Here is an 18,891-nt window from a genome sequence, read left to right on the forward strand (position 1 = left end):
CTGCACAGGTGTTCTCGACGCTTCCACCGTCCTGGACCAGGGGGCCCGGAGGCATCGCGCCGGGGATTGCATCCTGGGCATCAAAGGGCAGAAGCGGAGTTCAACCTTTTGATTGATGCCGGGTGCCGGGCGCGGAACTTAGGCTGGACGGATGGCGACCGAACGATCCAGAACCACCCCCGTCGCCCGCGTCCTCCAGGTCTGCCTGCACCTGCTCGTGGCGGGCCTGCTGGCGCTCGCCGTCGCCCGGGCGGTCCTCGCCGACCGGGGCGGCGATCCGGCCGCCGTCGCCGCCGCGGCCACCGCGATGGCCGCCGTCTACACCGTCGGGCCGCAGCTCGCCGCGGTGCGCCGCTCGCGCCGGGCGGCCGCGCTCTGGCTGGCGCTGCTCGGCGTCACCTGGGCGGGCGTGCTGATCGCCACCCAGGACGGGGTCTGGCTGGCGTTCCCGCTGTACTTCCTGGAACTGCACCTGCTGGGGCGGCGCGGCGGGCTGGTCGCCGTCGGGCTGACCGCCGCCGCGTCGATCGCCGCGTGGTCCTGGCACCAGCACAGCTTCGGCTTCGCCGCCTCGATCGGGCCCGCGCTCGGCGCGGCCGTCGCCACCGCCACCGTGCTCGGCTACCAGGCGCTGTACCGGGAGAGCGAGGAGCGCCGCCGGCTGATCGACGAGCTGACCGCCGCCCGCGCCGACCTCGCCGCCGCGCACCATGCGGCCGGGGTGCTGGCCGAGCGCGAGCGGCTCGCCCGGGAGATCCACGACACCCTCGCGCAGGGCCTCAGCTCCATCCAGCTGCTGCTGCGGGCCGCCCAGCGGGCCCTGCCGGAGCGCACCGAGACCGCCGCCGGGTACGTCGAGCAGGCGCGGCAGGCCGCCCAGGACAACCTGGACGAGGCGCGGCGGTTCGTCCGGGCGCTCACCCCGCCCGCGCTGGACGGCGACCCGCTGCCGGTCGCGCTGGAGCGGCTCTGCGCGACCACGACGGCGCACGGCGCGCTGCCCGTCCACCTGCACGTCTCCGGCGACCCGGTCCGGCTGCCGGCCGCGCAGGAGGTCGCGCTGCTGCGGATCGCGCAGTCGGCGCTCGGCAACACCGTTCGGCACGCGGGAGCCTCGCGGGCCGAGGTGACACTCAGCTACATGGAGGGCGAGGTGGCACTGGACGTGTACGACGACGGGGCCGGGTTCGACCCGGCGGCGGTCGCCGGCCGCACCGGCGGGGACGGCGGGTTCGGACTGCCGTCGATGCGGGCCCGGGCACGGGCGCTCGGCGGCGGTTTCACCGTGGAGTCGGCGCCCGGCCGGGGGACGACGGTGGCGGTGCAGCTGCCGGTCGCCCCGGAGGCGGGCCCGTGATCCGGCTGCTCATCGCGGACGACCACCCGGTGGTGCGGGCCGGGCTGCGGGCGGTGCTGGAGTGCGAGCCGGACTTCGCCATCGTGGCGGAGGCGGCCACCGCCGAGCGGGCCGTCGAGCGGGCCGTCGAGCCGGGCGTCGACGTGGTGCTGATGGACCTCCAGTTCGGGCCGGGGTCGGCGATGAACGGGGCGCAGGCCACCGCGGCGATCACCGCCCGGGCAGGGGCGCCGCGGGTGCTGGTGGTCACCACGTACGACACCGACGCGGACACCCTGCCGGCCCTGGAGGCGGGCGCCACCGGCTACCTGCTGAAGGACGCGCCGCCGGAGGAGCTGGCCCAGGCGGTACGGGCGGCCGCGGCCGGGCGGAGCGCGCTGGCGCCCAGCGTGGCGGACCGGCTGCTGGAGCGGATGCGGACGCCGGCGGCGGCGCTCAGCGCCCGGGAGACCGAGGTGCTGGGGCTGGTCGCGGACGGGCTGACCAACCAGCAGGTCAGCCAGCGGCTGCACCTGAGCCAGGCCACCGTGAAGTCCCATCTGGTGCACATCTACACCAAGTTGGGGGTGGACTCGCGCACGGCGGCGGTGCGGGAGGCGCGGCGGCGGGGGCTGATCCGCCGGGCGTAGGGTGGGGTGATCCGTACCCGCGGCAGTGTTCCGTGCCCGCAGCAGTGTGAGGAGCGCCCGATGACCGTCCGGCTCGACGAACTCGCCGTCCCCGTGATCGCCGCCCCGATGGCGGGCGGCCCCTCGACGCCCGAGCTGGTGGCGGCGGTGAACCGGGCCGGCGGGCTGGGGTTCCTGGCGGCCGGGATGAGGACCGCCGCCGGGATGTCCGAACAGATCGCCGCGGTCCGGAAGGCGACCGACCGGCCGTACGGGGTGAACCTCTTCGTGCCGGGCCCACCCGGGGACGCGGTGGCCGTCGCGGCGTACCGGGAGCGGCTGCGGCCCGAGGCCGAGCAGTGGGGCGTGACGCTGCCGGCGGAGATCCGGCCGGACCGGGACGACTGGGACGCCAAGCTCGCCGCGCTGCTCGCGGACCCGGTGCCGGTGGTCTCGTACACCTTCGGGCTGCCCACGGCCGAGGAGGCGGCGGCGGTGCGGGCGGTCGGCACGACCCAGGTCGGCACCGTCACCACGCCGGAGGAGGCGCGGGCGGCGGAGGCCGTCGGGATGGACGCGCTGTGCGTGCAGGGCCCGGAGGCGGGCGGCCACCGGGGCACCCACCGGGTGACGGACCGGCCGGGGGAGCTGCCGCTGCTCGAACTGCTGGCCGCCGTACGGGAGGTGACGGCGCTGCCGCTGATAGCCGCGGGCGGGCTGGGCGACGGCGCGGCCGTCGCGGCGGCACTGCGGGCGGGGGCGGTGGCGGTGCAGCTGGGCACGGCGCTGCTGCGGTCGGACGAGTCCGGCGCCTCGGCCGCTCACCGGGCGGCGCTCGTCGACCTCCCGGAGACGGCCGTCACCCGCGCCTTCACCGGCCGCCCCGCCCGCGGTCTGCGCAACGCCTTCATCGACCGCCACGGCCCGTACGCCCCGCCCGCCTACCCCGAGGTCCACCACCTCACCACCCCCCTCCGCGCCGCCGCCACCCGCCGCGGCGACACGGCCGCCATGCACCTCTGGGCCGGCACGGCGCACACCCTCGCCCGCACGGGCCCGGCGGAGGCGATCGTCACCGACCTCTGGCAGTCGGCGCGGGGGTAGCGCGCAGGGCGCGCCGGGCGGTGAGTGTCCGGCGGGGCGAGCGGACGACCAAGGTGGCCTGATCGTCCGCCCCCCGCTTCAGCCCAGCAGGCCGGCCATCCAGGACTCGACGGCCTCGGCCTCCCGGGGGAGGGCGCCGGACATCAGGTGGGCGCCGTCGGGGGTGATGACGAGGTCGTCCTCGATGCGGATGCCGAGGCCGCGGAGTTCGGCGGGGAGGGTCTCGTCGTCGGGCTGGAGGTAGAGGCCGGGTTCGACGGTGAGGACCATGCCCTCCTCCAGGGTGCCGTCGAGGTAGCGGTCGGCGCGGGACTTGGCGCAGTCGTGGTAGTCGAGGCCGAGCATGTGGCCGCTGCCGCAGAGGGTGTAGCGGCGGTAGAGGCCGTTGTCCTCGGCGAGGGCCTCCTCGGCGGAGACGGGCAGGACGCCCCAGTCGGCGAGGCCCTCGGCGATGACCCGCATGGCGGCGCGGTGGAAGTCGCGGAACCGGGCCCCGGGGCGCAGGGCGGCGATGCCGGCGCTCTGGGCGGCGAGGACGAGGTCGTAGGCCTGGCGCTGGACCGGGGTGAAGGTGCCGCTGAGCGGGAGGGTGCGGGTGATGTCGGCGGCGTACAGGGTGTCGGTCTCGACGCCGGCGTCCAGCAGCAGCAGGGAGCCGGGGTCGAGGGCGCCGTCGTTGCGGATCCAGTGCAGTACGCACGCGTGGGCGCCGGAGGCGGCGATGGTGGTGTAGCTGGTGCCGTTGCCCTCGGCGCGGGCGCGCAGGTCGAAGACGCCCTCGATCCAGCGCTCGCCGCGGTGGTGGCGCAGTGCGGTGGGCAGGGCGCGGACGACGTCCTCGAAGCCGGTGACGGTGTGGTCGACGGCCAGTTGCAGCTGTCCGATCTCCCACTGGTCCTTGACCAGGCGCAACTCGGAGAGCACGGCGGCCAGTTCGCCGTCCCGGTGGTCCCCGGTGGGCCGTCCGGTGGCCTCGTCGACCAGCGGGTCGGTGCCGGCCAGCACCCGGGTGGGCGGCTGCGGGCCGGTGAGCAGCTTGCCGAGGTCGTCGAGGTGTTCGGTGCGCACCCCGGTGAGCCGGGCGGCCTCGGCGAGGTCGGGCCGGGCGCCGACCCAGAACTCGCCGTAGCGGCGGTCGCGGTAGAACTCGCCGCCGTCGCGCGGGGAGCGTGGGCGCAGGTAGAGGACCGGCTCGTGGCCGTCGGGGCCGGCCGGTTCGAGGACCAGGACGTGGTCGGCCTGGTCCTCGCCGGTGAGGCCGGTGAGCCAGACGTACGCGCTGTGCGGGCGGAAGCGGTGGTCGAGGTCGTTGCAGCGGACCTTGAGGCGCCCGGCCGGGACGATCAGCCGCTCGCCGGGGAAGGCGGCGGAGAGCCGGGCGCGGCGGCCGGGGAAGCGGTCGTGGCCGGGCACGCGCCGGTCCGCGGGGAGGGGGGTGGCGGCCCACTGGGTGGCCATGTAGGAGGCGAGGGCGGGGGAGACCGGGAGGTCGTGGCTCCCGGTGTTGAGGCCGGTCGGGGGCAGGGTCACCGGTGAACTCCTAGGCGGGGCTGGGGAGATGCGGGGCACGGACACAGCTCGGTAACGGGTGGCGTCACCTCTTGTGCAGTGCAATTTCACATTACTATGTTACGGGTCACACAGCGCAGCGGCCAGGTCGGACGATCAGGCCCCCCACAGCGGAGTTGCACATGACCAGGCGCACCCACGCCGCCCTTGCGGCGGCCCTCGCGGCGACAATCACTCTCGGCCTCGGGGCCTGCTCGAACGACAAGAGCGACAGCGGCAGCGGCAGCGGCGCCGCCCCCTCCGACAGCAGGGGCCCGGGCGCGGCGGCCGGCTCGATCGTCGGCGGCACCCCGGCCAAGGGCGGCACCCTCACCGTCCTGACCAACCAGGACTTCGCGCACCTCGACCCGGCCCGCAACTGGGTGGTGCCGCACATGGACTTCGGCACCCGGCTGATCTACCGGACCCTGACCACCTTCAAGTCCGAGCCGGGCACGGCCGGCAGTGAGATCGTCCCGGACCTCGCCACCGACCTGGGCAAGTCCTCCGAGGGCGGCAAGGTGTGGACCTTCACCCTCAAGGAGGGCCTGAAGTACGAGGACGGCTCGCCGATCAGGTCCGCCGACATCAAGTACAACGTCGAGCGGTCCTTCTCCCCGGACCTCACCGGCGGCCCCGACTACGCGATCCAGTACATGGAGGGCGGCGAGAACTACAAGGGCCCGCTGAACGGCGAGCACCTGGCGAGCATCGAGACCCCGGACGACCGGACCATCGTCTTCCACCTGAAGCGCCCGGTCGCCGAGTTCTCGGACACCGTCACCCTGCCGACCTTCTCCCCGGTGCCGCAGTCCCAGGAGAAGGGCACCCAGTACGACTCCCGGCCGTTCTCCTCCGGCCCGTACAAGATCGAGACCTACGACCGCGGCAAGCAGCTGGTGCTGGTCCGCAACACCAACTGGGACCAGTCCACCGACACCGTCCGCAAGGCCTACCCGGACAAGGTCGTGGTCACCCAGGGCATCAAGGGCGGCCAGGCCGACGACCGGATCATCGCCAGCGACGGCGCCGACGCCAACGCGATCAACATGCCCTGGATGCAGCACGAGACCGTCGCCAAGGTGCTGCCCAAGGCGGACGTCAGGTCCCGCATGGTCGCCGAGCAGACCGGCTGCACCGACATGCTCTACCTGAACACCGCCAAGGCCCCCTTCGACGACCCGAAGGTGCGCGAGGCGATGATGTGGGCGGTCGACCGCGAGGCCCAGGTGACCGCCTTCGGCGGGCCCGCGGTGACCGACGCGGCGACCTCCTTCCTGCCGCCGTCGCTGACCGGCGGCGCCAAGTCCGACCCGCTGAAGATCCCGGTGGCCGGCGACCCGGAGAAGGCCAAGGCGCTGCTCAAGGACGCGGGCAGGACCGACCTCAAGGTCTCGCTCACCGTCTCGACCGGCGACAAGACCCGCGCCGAGTCGATCCAGCAGTCGCTGTCCAAGGCCGGTGTCCAGGTCACCGTGAACACCGTCGACGCGTCCGCCTTCGCCGACACCGTCGGCGACATCAGGAACGCCCCCGAGCTGACCCTCAGCGGCTGGTGTCCCGACTACCCCTCCGGTGCGACCTTCCTGCCGTTCCTCTTCGACGGCCGCACCATCAAGGAGAAGGGCAACCAGGGCAACTACAGCCAGTTCAAGGACCAGGCCACGATGGACCGGATGGACCAGATCGCGGCCATGACGGACGTCGACGAGGCCAACAAGGCCTGGAAGCAGCTGGACGAGGAGCTGATGAAGAAGGCCCCGGCCGTTCCGCTGCTCTGGCAGCGCCGCCCGCTGCTGGTCGGCACCAACGTGGCCGGCGCGTTCGGCAACTCGGGCTACGCCGGCATGATCGACCTGGCCACGGTCGGCCTCAAGGACCCCGCCAAGGGCAAGTGAGGACCGGCAGCGATGAGTAGCACCACACCTTCGGAAGCCGAAGGACACGCCGGTGTCGAGAGTGACGAGCGACGAGCGAGCGCAGCGAGTGCCGGAGCGAGGACCGTCGACACCGGATCAGGAGCGGCCGGAGGCGAGCGAAGAACGGCCGAGCCCGCCGCCGTGGCCGAGTCCACGGCGGCGGGCGCCAAGAGGAGTTCCGGGCGCGGGCCCTGGCGGCTGGTCTGGGACCAGCTGTGGGCCAAGGGCTCGGCCCGGTTCGGACTGACCACCGTCGGCGTGCTGCTGCTGGCCGCCGCGCTGGCCGGCCCGCTCGGCTCGCTCGGCGGCTGGACCCCCGAGGAGTTCGACAAGCGCGCCGTCGACCCGTACCTGGGCGGTCTTCCCCGGGGCGACTTCGGCGGCATCAGCGCCCGGCACTGGCTGGGCGTCGAGCCGGTCACCGGCCGCGACCTGTTCGCCCGGGTGCTGCACGGCGGGCAGGTCTCACTGCTGATCGCGTTCACCGCGACCGCCGTCGTCGTGGCCGTCGGGACCCTGGCCGGCATCGCGGCGGGCTACTTCGGCGGGCGCACCGACACGGTGCTGTCCCGGCTGATGGACCTCACGATGTCCTTCCCCTCGCTGATCTTCATGATCGCGATGATGTCGGTGGCCAAGGACGTCAACCGGATCCTGCTGATCACCCTGGTGATCGGGCTGTTCACCTGGCCCGGCATCGCCCGGGTGGTGCGCGGCCAGACCCTCTCGCTCAAGCACCGCGAGTACGTCGAGGCCGCCAAGGTCGGCGGGGCGCGCTCCTGGCGGATCCTCACCCGGGAGATCCTGCCGAACGTCTCCGGCCCGATCATCGCCTACACCACCCTGCTCATCCCCGGCATGATCGCCACCGAGGCCGCGCTCAGCTACCTCGGCGTGGGCGTCCGCCCGCCGACCGCCTCCTGGGGCCAGATGATCGCCGAGAGCATCGTGCACTACGAGACCGACCCGACCTACTTCCTGATCCCGACCGCCTTCCTGTTCGTCGCCGTGCTCGCCTTCACCCTGCTCGGGGACGCGCTGCGCGACATCCTCGACCCCCGGGGAGGCCGGTCGTGATCCTCTACCTCGGCCGCCGGCTGCTCGGCGTGGCGGGCATCCTGCTCGCCATCTGCGCCATCACCTTCACCATCTTCTACCTGCTGCCCAACGACCCGGCCGCGGCCGCCTGCGGCAAGACGTGCAGCCCCGAGCGGCTCGCCGACGTCAAGGCGGCGATGGGCCTGGACAAGCCGCTCTGGGACCAGTTCCTCGCCTACCTCGCCGGCATCTTCGCCGGCCGCGACTACGGCTCCGGCCCCAGCGCGGTGCACTGCGGCTTCCCCTGCCTCGGCTACTCCTACGAGTACGGGCTGCCGGTCTGGGACCTGCTGACCGACCGTCTGCCGGTCTCGATCTCGCTGGCCCTCGGCGCGGCCGTGCTCTGGCTGGTCCTCGGCCTCGGCGCGGGCGTCACCTCGGCGCTGCGCAAGGGCCGGCCGCTCGACAAGGCGCTGATGGTGCTGTCCGTCGGCACCGCCTCGCTGCCGGTCTACTTCACCTCGATCATGCTGATCTGGGGCGTCGTCAGGACGGCCGGCGTGCTGCCCTACCCCGCGTACCACCAGTTCACCGAGAACCCCCTGGAGTGGGGCTCCAACCTGCTGCTGCCGTGGATCGCGCTGGCCCTGCTGTACGCGGCGATGTACGCCCGGCAGAGCCGCAACTCGATGATCGAGGCGATGGCCGAACCGTACATCCGCACCGCCCGGGCCAAGGGCCTGCCGCCGCGGACGGTCACCGTCAAGCACGGGCTGCGCTCCGGGATGACGCCGATCCTGACCATCTTCGGGATGGACCTCGGCGGCCTGCTGGCCGGCGCGGTCATCACCGAGTCGATCTTCGGCCTGCCCGGCGTCGGCCGGCTGTTCTACGACGGCCTGGCCCGGTCCGACCAGCCGGTCATCCTCGGGGTCACCCTGCTCGCGGCCTTCTTCATCGTCGCGGCGAACCTGCTGGTCGACCTGCTCTACGCGTTCGTCGACCCGAGAGTGAGGTACTGATGACCGAGTTGTTGGAGGTCGAGGACCTCAGGGTCGCCTTCGACACCCCGCGCGGCAGCGTCCGGGCGGTGGACGGGATCTCCTTCACCGTCCGGGCCGGGCGCACCCTCGGGCTGGTCGGCGAGTCGGGCAGCGGGAAGTCCGTCACCTCGCTCGCCGTCATGGGCCTGCACCGCGGCGCCACCGTCACCGGCTCGATCCGGCTGAACGGGCAGGAGCTGGGCGGCCTGGGGGAGCGGGAGCTGGGCACCGTCCGGGGCCGCCGGATCGCGATGATCTTCCAGGACCCGCTGTCCAGCCTGCACCCCTTCTACACCGTCGGGGAGCAGATCGCCGAGCACTACCGGGTGCACTTCAAGGCCAACCGCAGGGCCGGCCGGGCCCGGGCGGTGGAGATGCTGGCCGAGGTCGGCATCCCGGAGCCGGCCCGCCGGGTCGACGAGTACCCGCACCAGTTCTCCGGCGGCATGCGCCAGCGCGTCATGATCGCCATGGCGCTCGCCTGCGAACCCGAGCTGCTGATCGCCGACGAGCCCACCACGGCGCTCGACGTCACCGTCCAGGCGCAGATCCTCGACCTGATCGCCCGGATCCAGCAGGAGCGCGGCCTCGGCGTCGTGATGATCACCCACGACCTGGGCGTGGTCGCCCGGGTCGCCCACGAGGTGCTGGTGATGTACGGCGGCCGGGCCGCCGAACAGGCCCCGGTGGACCGGCTGTTCGCCCGGCCCGCGCACCCGTACACGCGCGGTCTGCTGGACTCGCTGCCGCGCCTGGACGACACCGACGACACCCCGCTGCGGGCCATCCCCGGCAGCCCGCCGTCGCTGATCGCCCCCGCCCCCGGCTGCTCCTTCGCCCCGCGCTGCGCCCGCACCACCGCCGCGTCCGCCGAGGAGCACGCCCGCTGCCTGGCCGAGCGCCCCCCGCTCGACCTGCTCGCCCCCGGCCACCAGGCCGCCTGCCACCTGCCGCTGGTGCCGGAAGGGGTGCTGTGATGACCACGCCGTCGACGAAGGGCGCGGCCGAACCGTTGGCCGGACCACTGACCGGACCACCGGCCGAACCGCTGCTGTCCGTACGGGACCTGGTGAAGACCTTCCCCGGCCGGCGCGGCCGCACCGGCCGGCCCGGAGCGCCGATCCGGGCGGTGGACGGGGTGAGCTTCGACGTCGGCGCGGGCGAGACGCTCGGCCTGGTCGGCGAGTCCGGCTGCGGCAAGTCCACCACCGGGCGGATGATCGTCCGGCTGCTCGACCCGACCTCGGGCACCGTCACCTTCGACGGCACCGAGATCGGCGGGCTCTCCCAGGCCCGGCTGCGGCCGCACCGGCGCGACCTCCAGATGGTCTTCCAGGACCCGTACTCCTCGCTCAACCCCCGGCAGACGGTGGCCCGGATCATCTCCGAGCCGCTGCTGGTCCAGGGCGGGAGCGCGACGGCGGCGCGCAAGCGGGCCGCCGAGCTGATGGAGCTGGTCGGGCTGATCCCCGAGCACCTGGACCGCTACCCGCACGAGTTCTCCGGCGGCCAGGCCCAGCGCATCGGCATCGCCCGCTCGCTGGCCACCTCGCCCCGGCTGGTGATCGCCGACGAGCCGGTCTCCGCGCTGGACGTCTCCATCCAGGCCCAGGTGGTCAACCTGATGGAGCGGCTCCAGCAGGAGCTGGGGCTGGCGTACGTGTTCATCGCGCACGACCTCTCGGTGGTCAAGCGGGTCTGCGACCGGGTCGCGGTGATGTACCTGGGCCGGATCGTGGAGATCGGCGACAAGGCCGAGGTGTACGGCAGCCCCGCGCACCCGTACACCAGGGCGCTGCTGTCCGCCGTCCCGCTGCCGGACCCGGAGGCGGAGCGGAACCGGGAGCGGATCGTGCTGCTCGGCGACCCGCCGAGCCCGGCCGACCCGCCGCCCGGGTGCAGCTTCCACCCGCGCTGCCCGAAGGCCCAGGACCTCTGCCGGACCGAGCGGCCGCTGCTGAGGATCGCCGGGCCCGGCGAGCGCCAGGCGGCCTGCCACTTCCCGGAGGCCTGAGGCGCTTTCCCGGACGCCTGAGGCGCTTTCCCGGACGCCTGAGGCGCCACAAGACCCCCGGTCGGACGCGGCGGGGAACCCTGCGAGGGCCGCGTCCGACCGGGTTCCAACCCTTCCCCGGCCTACTCCTCGACGGGCAGCAGGCCCTCCTCCGGCAGCAGCCGCCGAGGGCCCGGCCCCTCGGCGGCCAGCTCGTCCCCCGGGTTGAGCACCCGGCAGCGGCGCAGCGACACGCAGCCGCAGCCGATGCAGCCGGTCAGCTCGTCCTCCAGCCGCTCCAGCTCGGCCCGGCGGGCGCGCAGCTGCTCGGCCCAGCGCCGGGAGATCCGCTCCCAGTCGTGCTTGCCGGGCATCCGGTCCTCGGGCAGGCCGGTGAAGACCTCGGCGACCTCGGCGAGCGGGATGCCGAGCCGCTTGGCGACCAGGATGAGCGAGATCCGGCGCAGCACGTGCCGCCGGTAGCGCCGCTGGTTGCCCGTGGTGCGCTCGGAGGTGATCAGGCCCTGGTCCTCGTAGAAGCGCACCGCCGAGGTGGCGATCCCGGCCCGCCGGGCGACCTCGCCGACGCTCAGCAGATCGACCGGGGCGGTGGTCATGGCGGGCTCCTTGACTTCAAGTTCTGTTGAAGTCCTAGCGTACCGGACGTGACCGAATCAGCTGCCGTCAGGAATGACACCACCGTTGCCGAGCTGGATGGTTACCCGTCGGAGTCACCGACCGCGGGGGCCTCCGGCGGGTGGCGCGAACTCTTCTCCCGCCGGTACGCCGCCCCCGCCTCGATCCTGGCCGGGGGCGTCGCGCTGTACGCGATGAACCTCTACTTCACCGCCGCGCTGATGCCCTCGATCGTCGCCGACATCGGCGGCGAGCGGTACTACGCGTGGGTGGCCACCGGCTTCCTGATGGCGGCCGTCATCGCCTCGATGCTGGTCAGCCGGCTGCTGGACCGCCTCGGTGCCGCCCGTGCGTACGTGCTGGGCTTCCTGGTGTTCGGCGCCGGCGCGGTGCTCAACGCGCTCAGCCCCTCGATGGCGGCGCTGATCCTCGGCCGGGTGGTGCAGGGCCTCGGCGGCGGGCTGGTTGCCGGGCTCGGCTATGCCGTGATCCGCGGCGCCCTGCCGGAGCGGCTGTGGACCCGCGCGGCCGGGCTGGTCTCCGCGATGTGGGGCGTCGGCACCCTGGTCGGACCGTCGCTGGGCGGGCTGTTCGCCCAGCTCGGCGCCTGGCGCGGGGCGTACGTCCTGCTGCTGGCCGCCGCGCTGGTGCTGGCGCTGCTGGCCCGCCGCGTGCTGCCCGGACGCTCCGGCGAGGGGCAGGGCAGTGGCCCGGTGCCCCTGCCCTCGCTGCTGCTGCTCACCCTGGCGGCGGCGGCCTTCAGCGTCAGCTCGACCGTGCCGGGCGGCTGGCCGACGGCGGTCTGCCTGCTCGCCGGAGTGGCGCTGCTGGCGGGCTTCGTGGCGGTCGAGCGCCGCGCGGCGGCGACGGTGCTGCCGCAGCAGACCTACCGGGCCGGAAACCCGCTGAAGTGGCTCTACCTGACCGTCGCGGTGCTCTGCGCGGGCGTGGTGGCGGAGAACTTCATCCCGCTGTTCGGCCAGCAGCTGGGCGGGCTCGGCCCGCTGGTGGCCGGGTTCCTCGGCGCCGCGATCTCGGCCGGCTGGACCACCGCCCAGCTGTTCAGCGTCGGGATCGAGTCGGCCCGCGGCCGGGCCCTGGCGATCCGCACCGCGCCGCTGGTGCTGGTCGGCGGCCTGCTGGTCTACGGGCTGTCGCAGACCGGGCAGGCCTCCGGGCCGCGGGTGGTGCTGTGGGCGGCGGCGCTGTTCGTCGCCGGCACCGGGATCGGGCTGGCCTTCCCGCACCTGAGCGTGGCGGCGATGCGCAGCAGCGACGACCCGGCGGAGGGCGGCAAGGCGGCCGCGGCGATCAACACCACCCAGCTGATCGCCTTCTCGGTGACCTCGGCGCTGGCCGGCACGCTGGTCAACCTGGGCGGGGACGCCCCGGTCGACTCGGCCCGGTACATGACCTTCGGGATCGCCGCGATCACCGTCCTCGGGGTGGCCACCGCCGCGCGCACCGCCCGCAGCCCGGGGCGCTGAGCGGCACCGGCCCGCCCTCGGGGCGCACGAGCAGGCCCCGGATCCCTTTTCGTCGGGGGGATCCGGGGCCTTTCGCGCCTTTGGTCGTCGTCAGGAGGCCGGGCCCACCCGGACGGTGGTGATCCGCCCGCCCTGGGACTCCCGGACGACCTCGATCTTCGTGTTGGTGTCCGGCACCTTCACCGTCAGCTGCGGCGTGGCCGCGTCGCCGTACACCCCGGTGCGGTCGTTGAACACCGGGACGGCCGGCTCGGCCGGCACCCGCACCGCGACGCCGCCCTTGTGCAGGGTGAACGCCGTGGTCGGCTTGAGCGAGAAGGTCGCGTCGTAGGTCTGCGCCCGCCCGTTGACCAGCGTGCCGTCGGCGAAGCGGATCGGCGCCGGGCGGGCGTCGATCGGCAGGATCAGCCCGCCGCCGGGGTGGTCCTTGGTGTTGTTGTCGCCGTAGGAGGTGTCCCACAGCCAGATCAGGACGCCCTCCTGGTACGGGTAGTTGTCCACCACGTTGGCCTTGCCCGCGACGCCGGTGTAGCCGAAGTTGTACGGGCCGGTCTTCAGGAACGCCCCGTAGCCGGTGTAGCGTCGGTTCTCGGCGAGGTAGGCCCGCGGGTGCTGCTTGACGGCGGTGCGGCCGGTGATGACCGTGAAGCCGTTGGCCGTCCAGCCGTCCGTGCCGTTCTCGGCGCCGTCGGCGAACAGCACGGCGGTGCCGGCGGTGGCCTTCACGGCGTCCACCAGCACGCCCCGGCCGTGGGTGTTGCCGTCCGACGTGACGTGGAAGCGCAGCCGGACCTGCCGGCCGAGGTAGCCGTCCAGCGGGATGTGCAGCTGCTTGTAGCTTCCGGAACTGCCGCTCAGGCCGGGGACGTTGGCGTTGGTGCTGCCGATCGGGGCGCCGTCCACGGTGCCGCCGAGGGCGGTCCAGTGCTGGCCCTGGTCGGTGGAGGCCTCGACGGTCAGGAAGTCGTAGTCCTGCTCGGTGTCGTACCAGACCGCCGCGTCCAGGGCGGCCGGGCCGGCGGCGGTGCGCAGGTCGACCTCCCGGGCGAGGGAGTTGTCGAGGTTGTCGCCGGTGTCGCTCCACCACTGCCTGCCGCCCTCGTACGGGTCGGCGAGGTCGGTGCGGGTGGTGCCGTCCGGCAGGTGGACGAGGACGGCCTGGGCCTGGTCGGTGTTGTAGCTGCTCACCCCGAGGGCGTGGGTGGAGCGGGTGGCGGCCTGCGCCTCGTCGTAGTCGAGCCAGCCGAACTGCAGCTTGCTCCAGGCGTCGAGGTCGCCGGGGTAGCCGCCGGTGGTGTTCGGGCCCTTGCCGAGGTAGGAGCCGGAGGACATCAGCGACCAGAAGTTGACGCTGTTGTCGCCGCCGGTGGTGGAGTACAGGTCGGGCAGGCCGAGGTTGTGGCCGTACTCGTGGGCGAACAGGCCGACGCCGCTGTTCTCGCCGCCCTGGACGTAGTCGTAGACGTACAGGCCGCTGTCGCCGACGGGGGCGCCGCCGATCCTGTTGCCCTCCGGGCCGGTCTGCCCGGTCGCGTCCGGGAAGGTCCAACTGCGGTGCGCCCACAGCGCGTCGGCGCCCTGCGCGCCGCCGCCCCAGGTCTCGTCCACGCCCGCGTGCACCACGACGACGTTGTCCAGGTAGCCGTCCGGCTGGGCGAACTCGCCGTCCTTGTCGTGGTCGTAGCGGTCGTAGACGTCGTACTGGGCGAGCTGCGCCTTGATGTCGGCGGCGGGGCGGCCCTTGGCGATCTCGCCGTCGTACCAGGCCTTGACGGCGTCCCGGATGAACTCCTGGCCCTGGGTCCAGGCGCCGGAGCCCTGCGGGCCCTTGTTGCTGCCGTAGCGGGCCTCGTTGTACGGGACGGTGACCCAGTCGCTGACGGTGCCCTCGACGTCGTACCGGCCGGAGGACTGGGTGCGGTAGTAGTTGCGCATCGACACGGCGCCGGGCGTGTCGTCGAAGAACATCTTCTGGTAGTAGGCGCGGTCGAAGTCCGCCGACCACAGGGTGTGGTTGTCGTCCTTGCCGGGCTTGGGGATCCGGTTGTGGAGCGGGCCCGGGGTGCCGCCGTAGCGGGGCTGGCCGTTCCACTGGGTGGTGGTGTCCACCTGGTCGCCGAACTGGGCGAGGATCACGAACACCTTGTCCGTGCGCTGGTGCGCGAGTTGGACGTAGTCGTCGCCGATCCTCACCTTCGCCGGAGCCCGCTTGCCGGCGGACTTGGCGGCGGCGCCCTGGTCGAGCGTGCCCTTGTTGAGCTGTTCCAGGGCCTTGCCGCGCAGCGCCTGGCGCTCGCGCTCCTGCGGGGCCATCGGCGCGGGCGGGGCCTCGGTGCCCTGCTGGGTGGAGTCGGCGGCCGCAGCGGCGGTGAGGGTGGCGGGGGGAGCGGCCTGGGCGGGGGTGCCCAGCAGGGTGGCCGCTATCGCGCTCGTGGTGAGCGCGGCGGCGAGGGCGGCGGACAGTCTGCGCAACTGACCGGTCCTTTCGGGGGATGGGGTGCTTCGGAGGTGCTCCGGGATCGGTAGCTGAAGCGCAGGTAATATTTCACATGTCACGGGTTACGTGAAGGGGTCGGGAACAGGCGGGTCGGGAGCAGGCGGAAGGGCGCCGCACCCTCAGGTGCGCCGCCCTTCGACTCCCGGACCGTCAGCCGGTGGTGGGGACGGATCACCCCAGGGAGGCCCGCAGGAAGGCGAGTTCGGCCTGGGCCAGCTGTTCCAGCAGCCCGCCCGGGGTCATGTGGGTGACCCCGGGCAGCGGCAGCACGCTGTGCGGGCGGCCGGCCCTGGTCAGCGCCTGGGAGAGCAGCAGGGTGTGCGAGGGGTGGACGTTGTCGTCGGCCAGCCCGTGGATCAGCAGCAGCGGCCTGCTCAGACCGGGCGCGTCGGTGATCAGGCAGTCGTCGGCGTAGCCCTCGGGGTTGTCCTGCGGGAGGCCGAGGTAGCGCTCGGTGTACGCGGTGTCGTAGAGCCGGAAGTCGGTGGGCGGGGCGCCCGCACAGGCGGCGTGGAAGACGTCCGGGCGGCGCAGCACGGCGAGCGCCGCGAAGTAGCCGCCGTACGACCAGCCGCGCACGCCGACCCGGCCGAGGTCGAGGTCCGGGTGGCGCTCGGCGAGCGCGTGCAGGGCGTCGACCTGGTCGTCCAGCGCCACCCGGGAGAAGCGGCGGAAGATGGTCCGGGTGAAGTCCGGGGAGACGAACGGGGTGCCGCCGTTGTCGACGGTGACCACCGCGAAGCCCTGGTCGGCCCACCACTGCTTGAGCTGCCAGCGGCGCGGCTCGGCGGCCACCGCCTGGTAGCCGGGCCCGCCGTAGACGTCCAGCAGGACGGGCAGCCGCCGGCCGGGCACGTGGTCGCGCGGGTACACCACGGCGCTGGGCAGGGCGCGTTCGGTGACCCGGGCGAGCCGCGGCTCCACCCGGTGGGGCAGCGGGGCGCTGTGGTCGGTGAGCGGCAGCTCGCGGCCGTCGCGGCTGACGACGCGGCGCACGCCGTCGGCGGTGGCCGAGGTGAGCAGCAGGACGTCGGCGGTGGCGAGCGCCGAGTGCAGGCCGGGACCGGTGGTGAGCGGCTCGGGCTCGCCGCCGTCCGGGTCGATCAGGTGGACGTACTGGTCGAAGGGGTCGCCCTCGCCGGTCTCGCAGAGCAGCCGGCCGTGCAGCCGGCCGACCACCCGGCGGATCTGCAGGCCGGTGGTGTCCAGGGGCTTGCCGTCCAGGGCGAGGCCGCGGGCCTGCGGGGTGTCGTGGACGGTCAGCAGCCGGCCGTCGGCCAGCCGGGCGGGGGTGCCGGGCAGGTCGTCCACCCAGAACTCGTCGGTGGTGCGGGAGAGTTCACCGGTCTCGCCGGTGGCCGGGTCGGCGCTCAGCAGCAGCACGGTCTGCTGAAGGCGGTCGGCGACGGTGAGCAGCACCTCCTCGGCGGAGGCCCAGGAGGCGGCGCAGACGTACGGGAACTCCTCGGCGTCCCAGCGCAGTCGGACCCGGGTGCCGTCGAGGCCGAGCACCCAGAGCTGGACGTCCGCGTTGGGGCCGCCGGCCTGCGGGTAGGCGAAGTCCTCGGGCGCCTCGCCGGGGTGCGCCGGGTCGGCGAAGTACCGCCGGGGGACGGCGGATTCGTCCACCCGGGCGGCCAGCAGCGCGCCGCCGTCCGGGCGCCACCAGTGGCCGCGGGCGCGGCCGAGCTCCTCGGCGGCGGCGAACTCGGCGACGCCCCAGCGGGCGCCGTCGGCGGGGGAGAACGGTTCGAGGGCGGGGGTGACGTATAGGGCGTCCTCGGCGACGTAGGCGACGCGCTGCCCGGTGGCGTCCGGCCGGGGGTCGAACGCGGGCCCGGCGACCGGGAGTTCGTCGCTGGTGCCGGCGGCGGTGTCGGTGCGGAACAGCCGGCCGTCCAGGGTGAAGACGGCGGTGGCGAGGTCGGCGGTGGCGGCGTAGGTGCCGATCCCGGCGGCGACCAGCCGGGTGCGCTCGCGCAGCCGGCGTTCGACGGCGGGCAGGTCGTCGCGCCGGCCGGTGCGGCCGGGCAGCAGCGCGGCCGGGTCGGCGACCAGCCGTTCCTCGCCGGTGGCGGTGTCCAGCAGGTGGAGGCGGTCGACCGGATCCTCCGAACCGGTCGAACGGAGCAGCAGCAGCCGGGTACCGTCCTCGGCGAGGGTGAACGCACGCGGCGCGCCGAAGGTGAACCGACCGGTACGGGCGCTGAGGGCAAGGAAGGCGTCGGTGATGGTCACGGGCCGATGGTGGTCGCGAGGCGCCGGTCCCGGCCAGTAGTCTGTCATGTGAAATGTCACACATCAGTCGCGGTGTCGGCCATCAGTACGTACGTCAGCCAGCGGAGGAAACCGTGATCCAGGACCTGCGGACCGTCGAACCCCCGGCCCCGCTGCCCGCCGCCGACGGGCTGTTCAGCGTGTCCCCAGGGACCGCCCACCTGAACCACGGCTCGTTCGGCGCCGTGCCCGTCCCGGTGCAGCGGGCGCAGCAGCGGCTGCGCGCCGAGCACGAACAGGACCCGGACGGCTTCTTCGCCGACCTCCCGGCCCGGATCGCCGCCGCCCGCGCCCTGATCGCCGCCGAGCTGGCCACCGACCCGGACCGGCTGGCGCTGGTCGCCAACGTCACCGAGGCCGCCGCGATCGCCCTGGACAGCATCCCCTTCGCGCCCGGCGACCGGATCCTGGTCACCGACCACAGCTACGGCGCGGTGACCCGCGCGGCGGCCCGCAAGGCCGCCGAGACGGGCGCCGAGGTGGTGGTCGCCCGGGTGCCGCTGGACGCCCCCGACGAGCAGGCCGTCCGGGAGGCGGTGCTCGCCGCCGTGGACGGGCGCACCACCGTCGCGGTCCTGGACCAGCTGACCTCGCCCACCGCCCGCCTGGTGGCCGGCCCGGCGCTGCTCGCCGACCTGCGCGCCCGCGGCGTGACCACGGTGGTGGACGGCGCCCACGCGCCCGGCATGCTGCCCGCCCCGATCGACCCGAATGCCGACTTCTGGTTCGGCAACCTGCACAAGTGGGCCTTCGCCCCGCGCGCCACCGGGGTGCTCGCCGTCCGCCCCGAGTGGACCGGCCGGGTGCGCCCGCTGGCGCTGTCCTGGGAGCACGACAAGGGCTTCCCGGGGAACGTCGAATGGCGCGGCACCTGCGACTACACGCCCTGGCTGGCCGCCCCGGCCGGCTTCGAACTGCTCCGCGGACTCGGCCGTGCCGCGGTGGCCGCCCACAACGCCGGCCTCGCCGCGTACGGGCACCGGGCGCTGGTCGAGCGGGCCGGCCTGCCGGCGCTGCCGGCGACGCCCGGGGTGTGGATGCGCACCGTCCGGCTGCCGGCCGGGTGCGGCGAGACCGAGCCGCAGGTGAAGGCGCTGATGGCCGAGGTGTGGCACCGGCTCGGCACCCGGGTCGCGGTCCGCCCGTGGGCCGGCGGCGGGGTGCTGCGGGTCAGCGCGCAGCTGTACAACCGGCCGGGGGAGTACGAGCGGCTGGCGGACGGGCTGGCGGAGCTGCTGCGCGGCTAGGCGGTGCCCGCGCCCGCCCGCGGTGGCCGCTCCCCGATCACTTGAAGACATTTGCCACTATGGATCCGGGAGAGAGGTGACCTCGGGAGCGATCCCGGGGGCGATCCGGTCGCACGGAAAAACGGTGCTATCGATGT

Annotated in this window: 14 protein-coding genes; 10 read left to right on the forward strand and 4 right to left on the reverse strand. The window is 73.9% G+C overall.

Going from position 1 to position 18,891, the window contains the following annotated elements:
* The first annotated feature begins 151 nt into the window (after positions 1-151).
* Genes ACZ7RU_RS18160 through ACZ7RU_RS18170 form a run of 3 tightly spaced genes read left to right on the forward strand, consistent with a single transcriptional unit; the run spans position 152 to position 3,069 of the window.
* Complete coding sequence (locus tag ACZ7RU_RS18160) at positions 152-1,357, forward strand: sensor histidine kinase (protein ID WP_470341928.1); 1,206 nt, start codon at positions 152-154, stop codon at positions 1,355-1,357.
* Positions 1,354-1,986, forward strand: coding sequence for a response regulator transcription factor (locus tag ACZ7RU_RS18165; RefSeq protein ID WP_470341929.1), 633 nt, complete (start codon positions 1,354-1,356; stop codon positions 1,984-1,986). The genes ACZ7RU_RS18160 and ACZ7RU_RS18165 overlap by 4 nt, the downstream gene beginning before the upstream one ends.
* Positions 1,987-2,046: 60 nt before the next feature.
* Positions 2,047-3,069, forward strand: coding sequence for a nitronate monooxygenase (locus ACZ7RU_RS18170; protein ID WP_470341930.1), 1,023 nt, complete (start codon positions 2,047-2,049; stop codon positions 3,067-3,069).
* Between the two features lie 78 nt (positions 3,070-3,147).
* Here the strand turns inward: ACZ7RU_RS18170 and ACZ7RU_RS18175 are convergent, their stop codons facing one another.
* Positions 3,148-4,599, reverse strand: coding sequence for an aminopeptidase P family protein (locus ACZ7RU_RS18175; RefSeq protein WP_470341931.1), 1,452 nt, complete (start codon positions 4,597-4,599; stop codon positions 3,148-3,150).
* Positions 4,600-4,760: 161 nt separating this feature from the next.
* Here ACZ7RU_RS18175 and ACZ7RU_RS18180 point away from each other — a divergent pair, with 161 nt between their 5' ends.
* The 5 genes from ACZ7RU_RS18180 (at position 4,761) to ACZ7RU_RS18200 (ending at position 10,631) form a co-directional block, all read left to right on the forward strand.
* Positions 4,761-6,515 (forward strand): ABC transporter substrate-binding protein, encoded by a 1,755-nt coding sequence (locus ACZ7RU_RS18180; protein ID WP_470341932.1) that lies wholly within the window; start codon positions 4,761-4,763, stop codon positions 6,513-6,515.
* Between the two features lie 162 nt (positions 6,516-6,677).
* Positions 6,678-7,613: an ABC transporter permease gene (locus ACZ7RU_RS18185; RefSeq protein WP_470341933.1), complete on the forward strand. Its 936-nt coding sequence runs from the start codon at positions 6,678-6,680 to the stop codon at positions 7,611-7,613.
* Positions 7,610-8,596 (forward strand): ABC transporter permease, encoded by a 987-nt coding sequence (locus ACZ7RU_RS18190; protein ID WP_470341934.1) that lies wholly within the window; start codon positions 7,610-7,612, stop codon positions 8,594-8,596. The genes ACZ7RU_RS18185 and ACZ7RU_RS18190 overlap by 4 nt, the downstream gene beginning before the upstream one ends.
* Positions 8,596-9,594 (forward strand): ABC transporter ATP-binding protein, encoded by a 999-nt coding sequence (locus ACZ7RU_RS18195; protein WP_470341935.1) that lies wholly within the window; start codon positions 8,596-8,598, stop codon positions 9,592-9,594. The genes ACZ7RU_RS18190 and ACZ7RU_RS18195 overlap by 1 nt, the downstream gene beginning before the upstream one ends.
* Positions 9,594-10,631 carry an ABC transporter ATP-binding protein gene (locus ACZ7RU_RS18200; protein ID WP_470341936.1) on the forward strand — a complete coding sequence of 346 codons (1,038 nt, stop codon included), beginning with the start codon at positions 9,594-9,596 and terminating at the stop codon, positions 10,629-10,631. The genes ACZ7RU_RS18195 and ACZ7RU_RS18200 overlap by 1 nt, the downstream gene beginning before the upstream one ends.
* 122 nt (positions 10,632-10,753) lie before the next feature.
* Here the strand turns inward: ACZ7RU_RS18200 and soxR are convergent, their stop codons facing one another.
* Positions 10,754-11,227, reverse strand: a complete 474-nt coding sequence (soxR, locus tag ACZ7RU_RS18205) for a redox-sensitive transcriptional activator SoxR (protein ID WP_470341937.1) — start codon at positions 11,225-11,227, stop codon at positions 10,754-10,756.
* Positions 11,228-11,275: 48 nt separating this feature from the next.
* Here soxR and ACZ7RU_RS18210 point away from each other — a divergent pair, with 48 nt between their 5' ends.
* Positions 11,276-12,733 carry an MFS transporter gene (locus ACZ7RU_RS18210; protein ID WP_470341938.1) on the forward strand — a complete coding sequence of 486 codons (1,458 nt, stop codon included), beginning with the start codon at positions 11,276-11,278 and terminating at the stop codon, positions 12,731-12,733.
* A 90-nt stretch (positions 12,734-12,823) separates the two neighbouring features.
* On the opposite strand, the gene ACZ7RU_RS18215 is transcribed toward ACZ7RU_RS18210, so the two are convergent.
* A complete protein-coding gene (locus tag ACZ7RU_RS18215) occupies positions 12,824-15,205 on the reverse strand; it encodes an immune inhibitor A domain-containing protein (RefSeq protein ID WP_470341939.1) in 2,382 nt (793 codons plus the stop codon).
* A 196-nt stretch (positions 15,206-15,401) separates the two neighbouring features.
* Positions 15,402-17,468, reverse strand: coding sequence for a S9 family peptidase (locus tag ACZ7RU_RS18220; protein ID WP_470341940.1), 2,067 nt, complete (start codon positions 17,466-17,468; stop codon positions 15,402-15,404).
* Between the two features lie 113 nt (positions 17,469-17,581).
* On the opposite strand from ACZ7RU_RS18220, the gene ACZ7RU_RS18225 reads away from it, so the two are divergent.
* On the forward strand, positions 17,582-18,754 hold the full coding sequence (locus ACZ7RU_RS18225; protein WP_470341941.1) for an aminotransferase class V-fold PLP-dependent enzyme: 1,173 nt from the start codon (positions 17,582-17,584) through the stop codon (positions 18,752-18,754).
* Positions 18,755-18,891: the final 137 nt, after the last annotated feature.

It is taken from the genome of Kitasatospora sp. NPDC114501 (genome assembly GCF_055633695.1).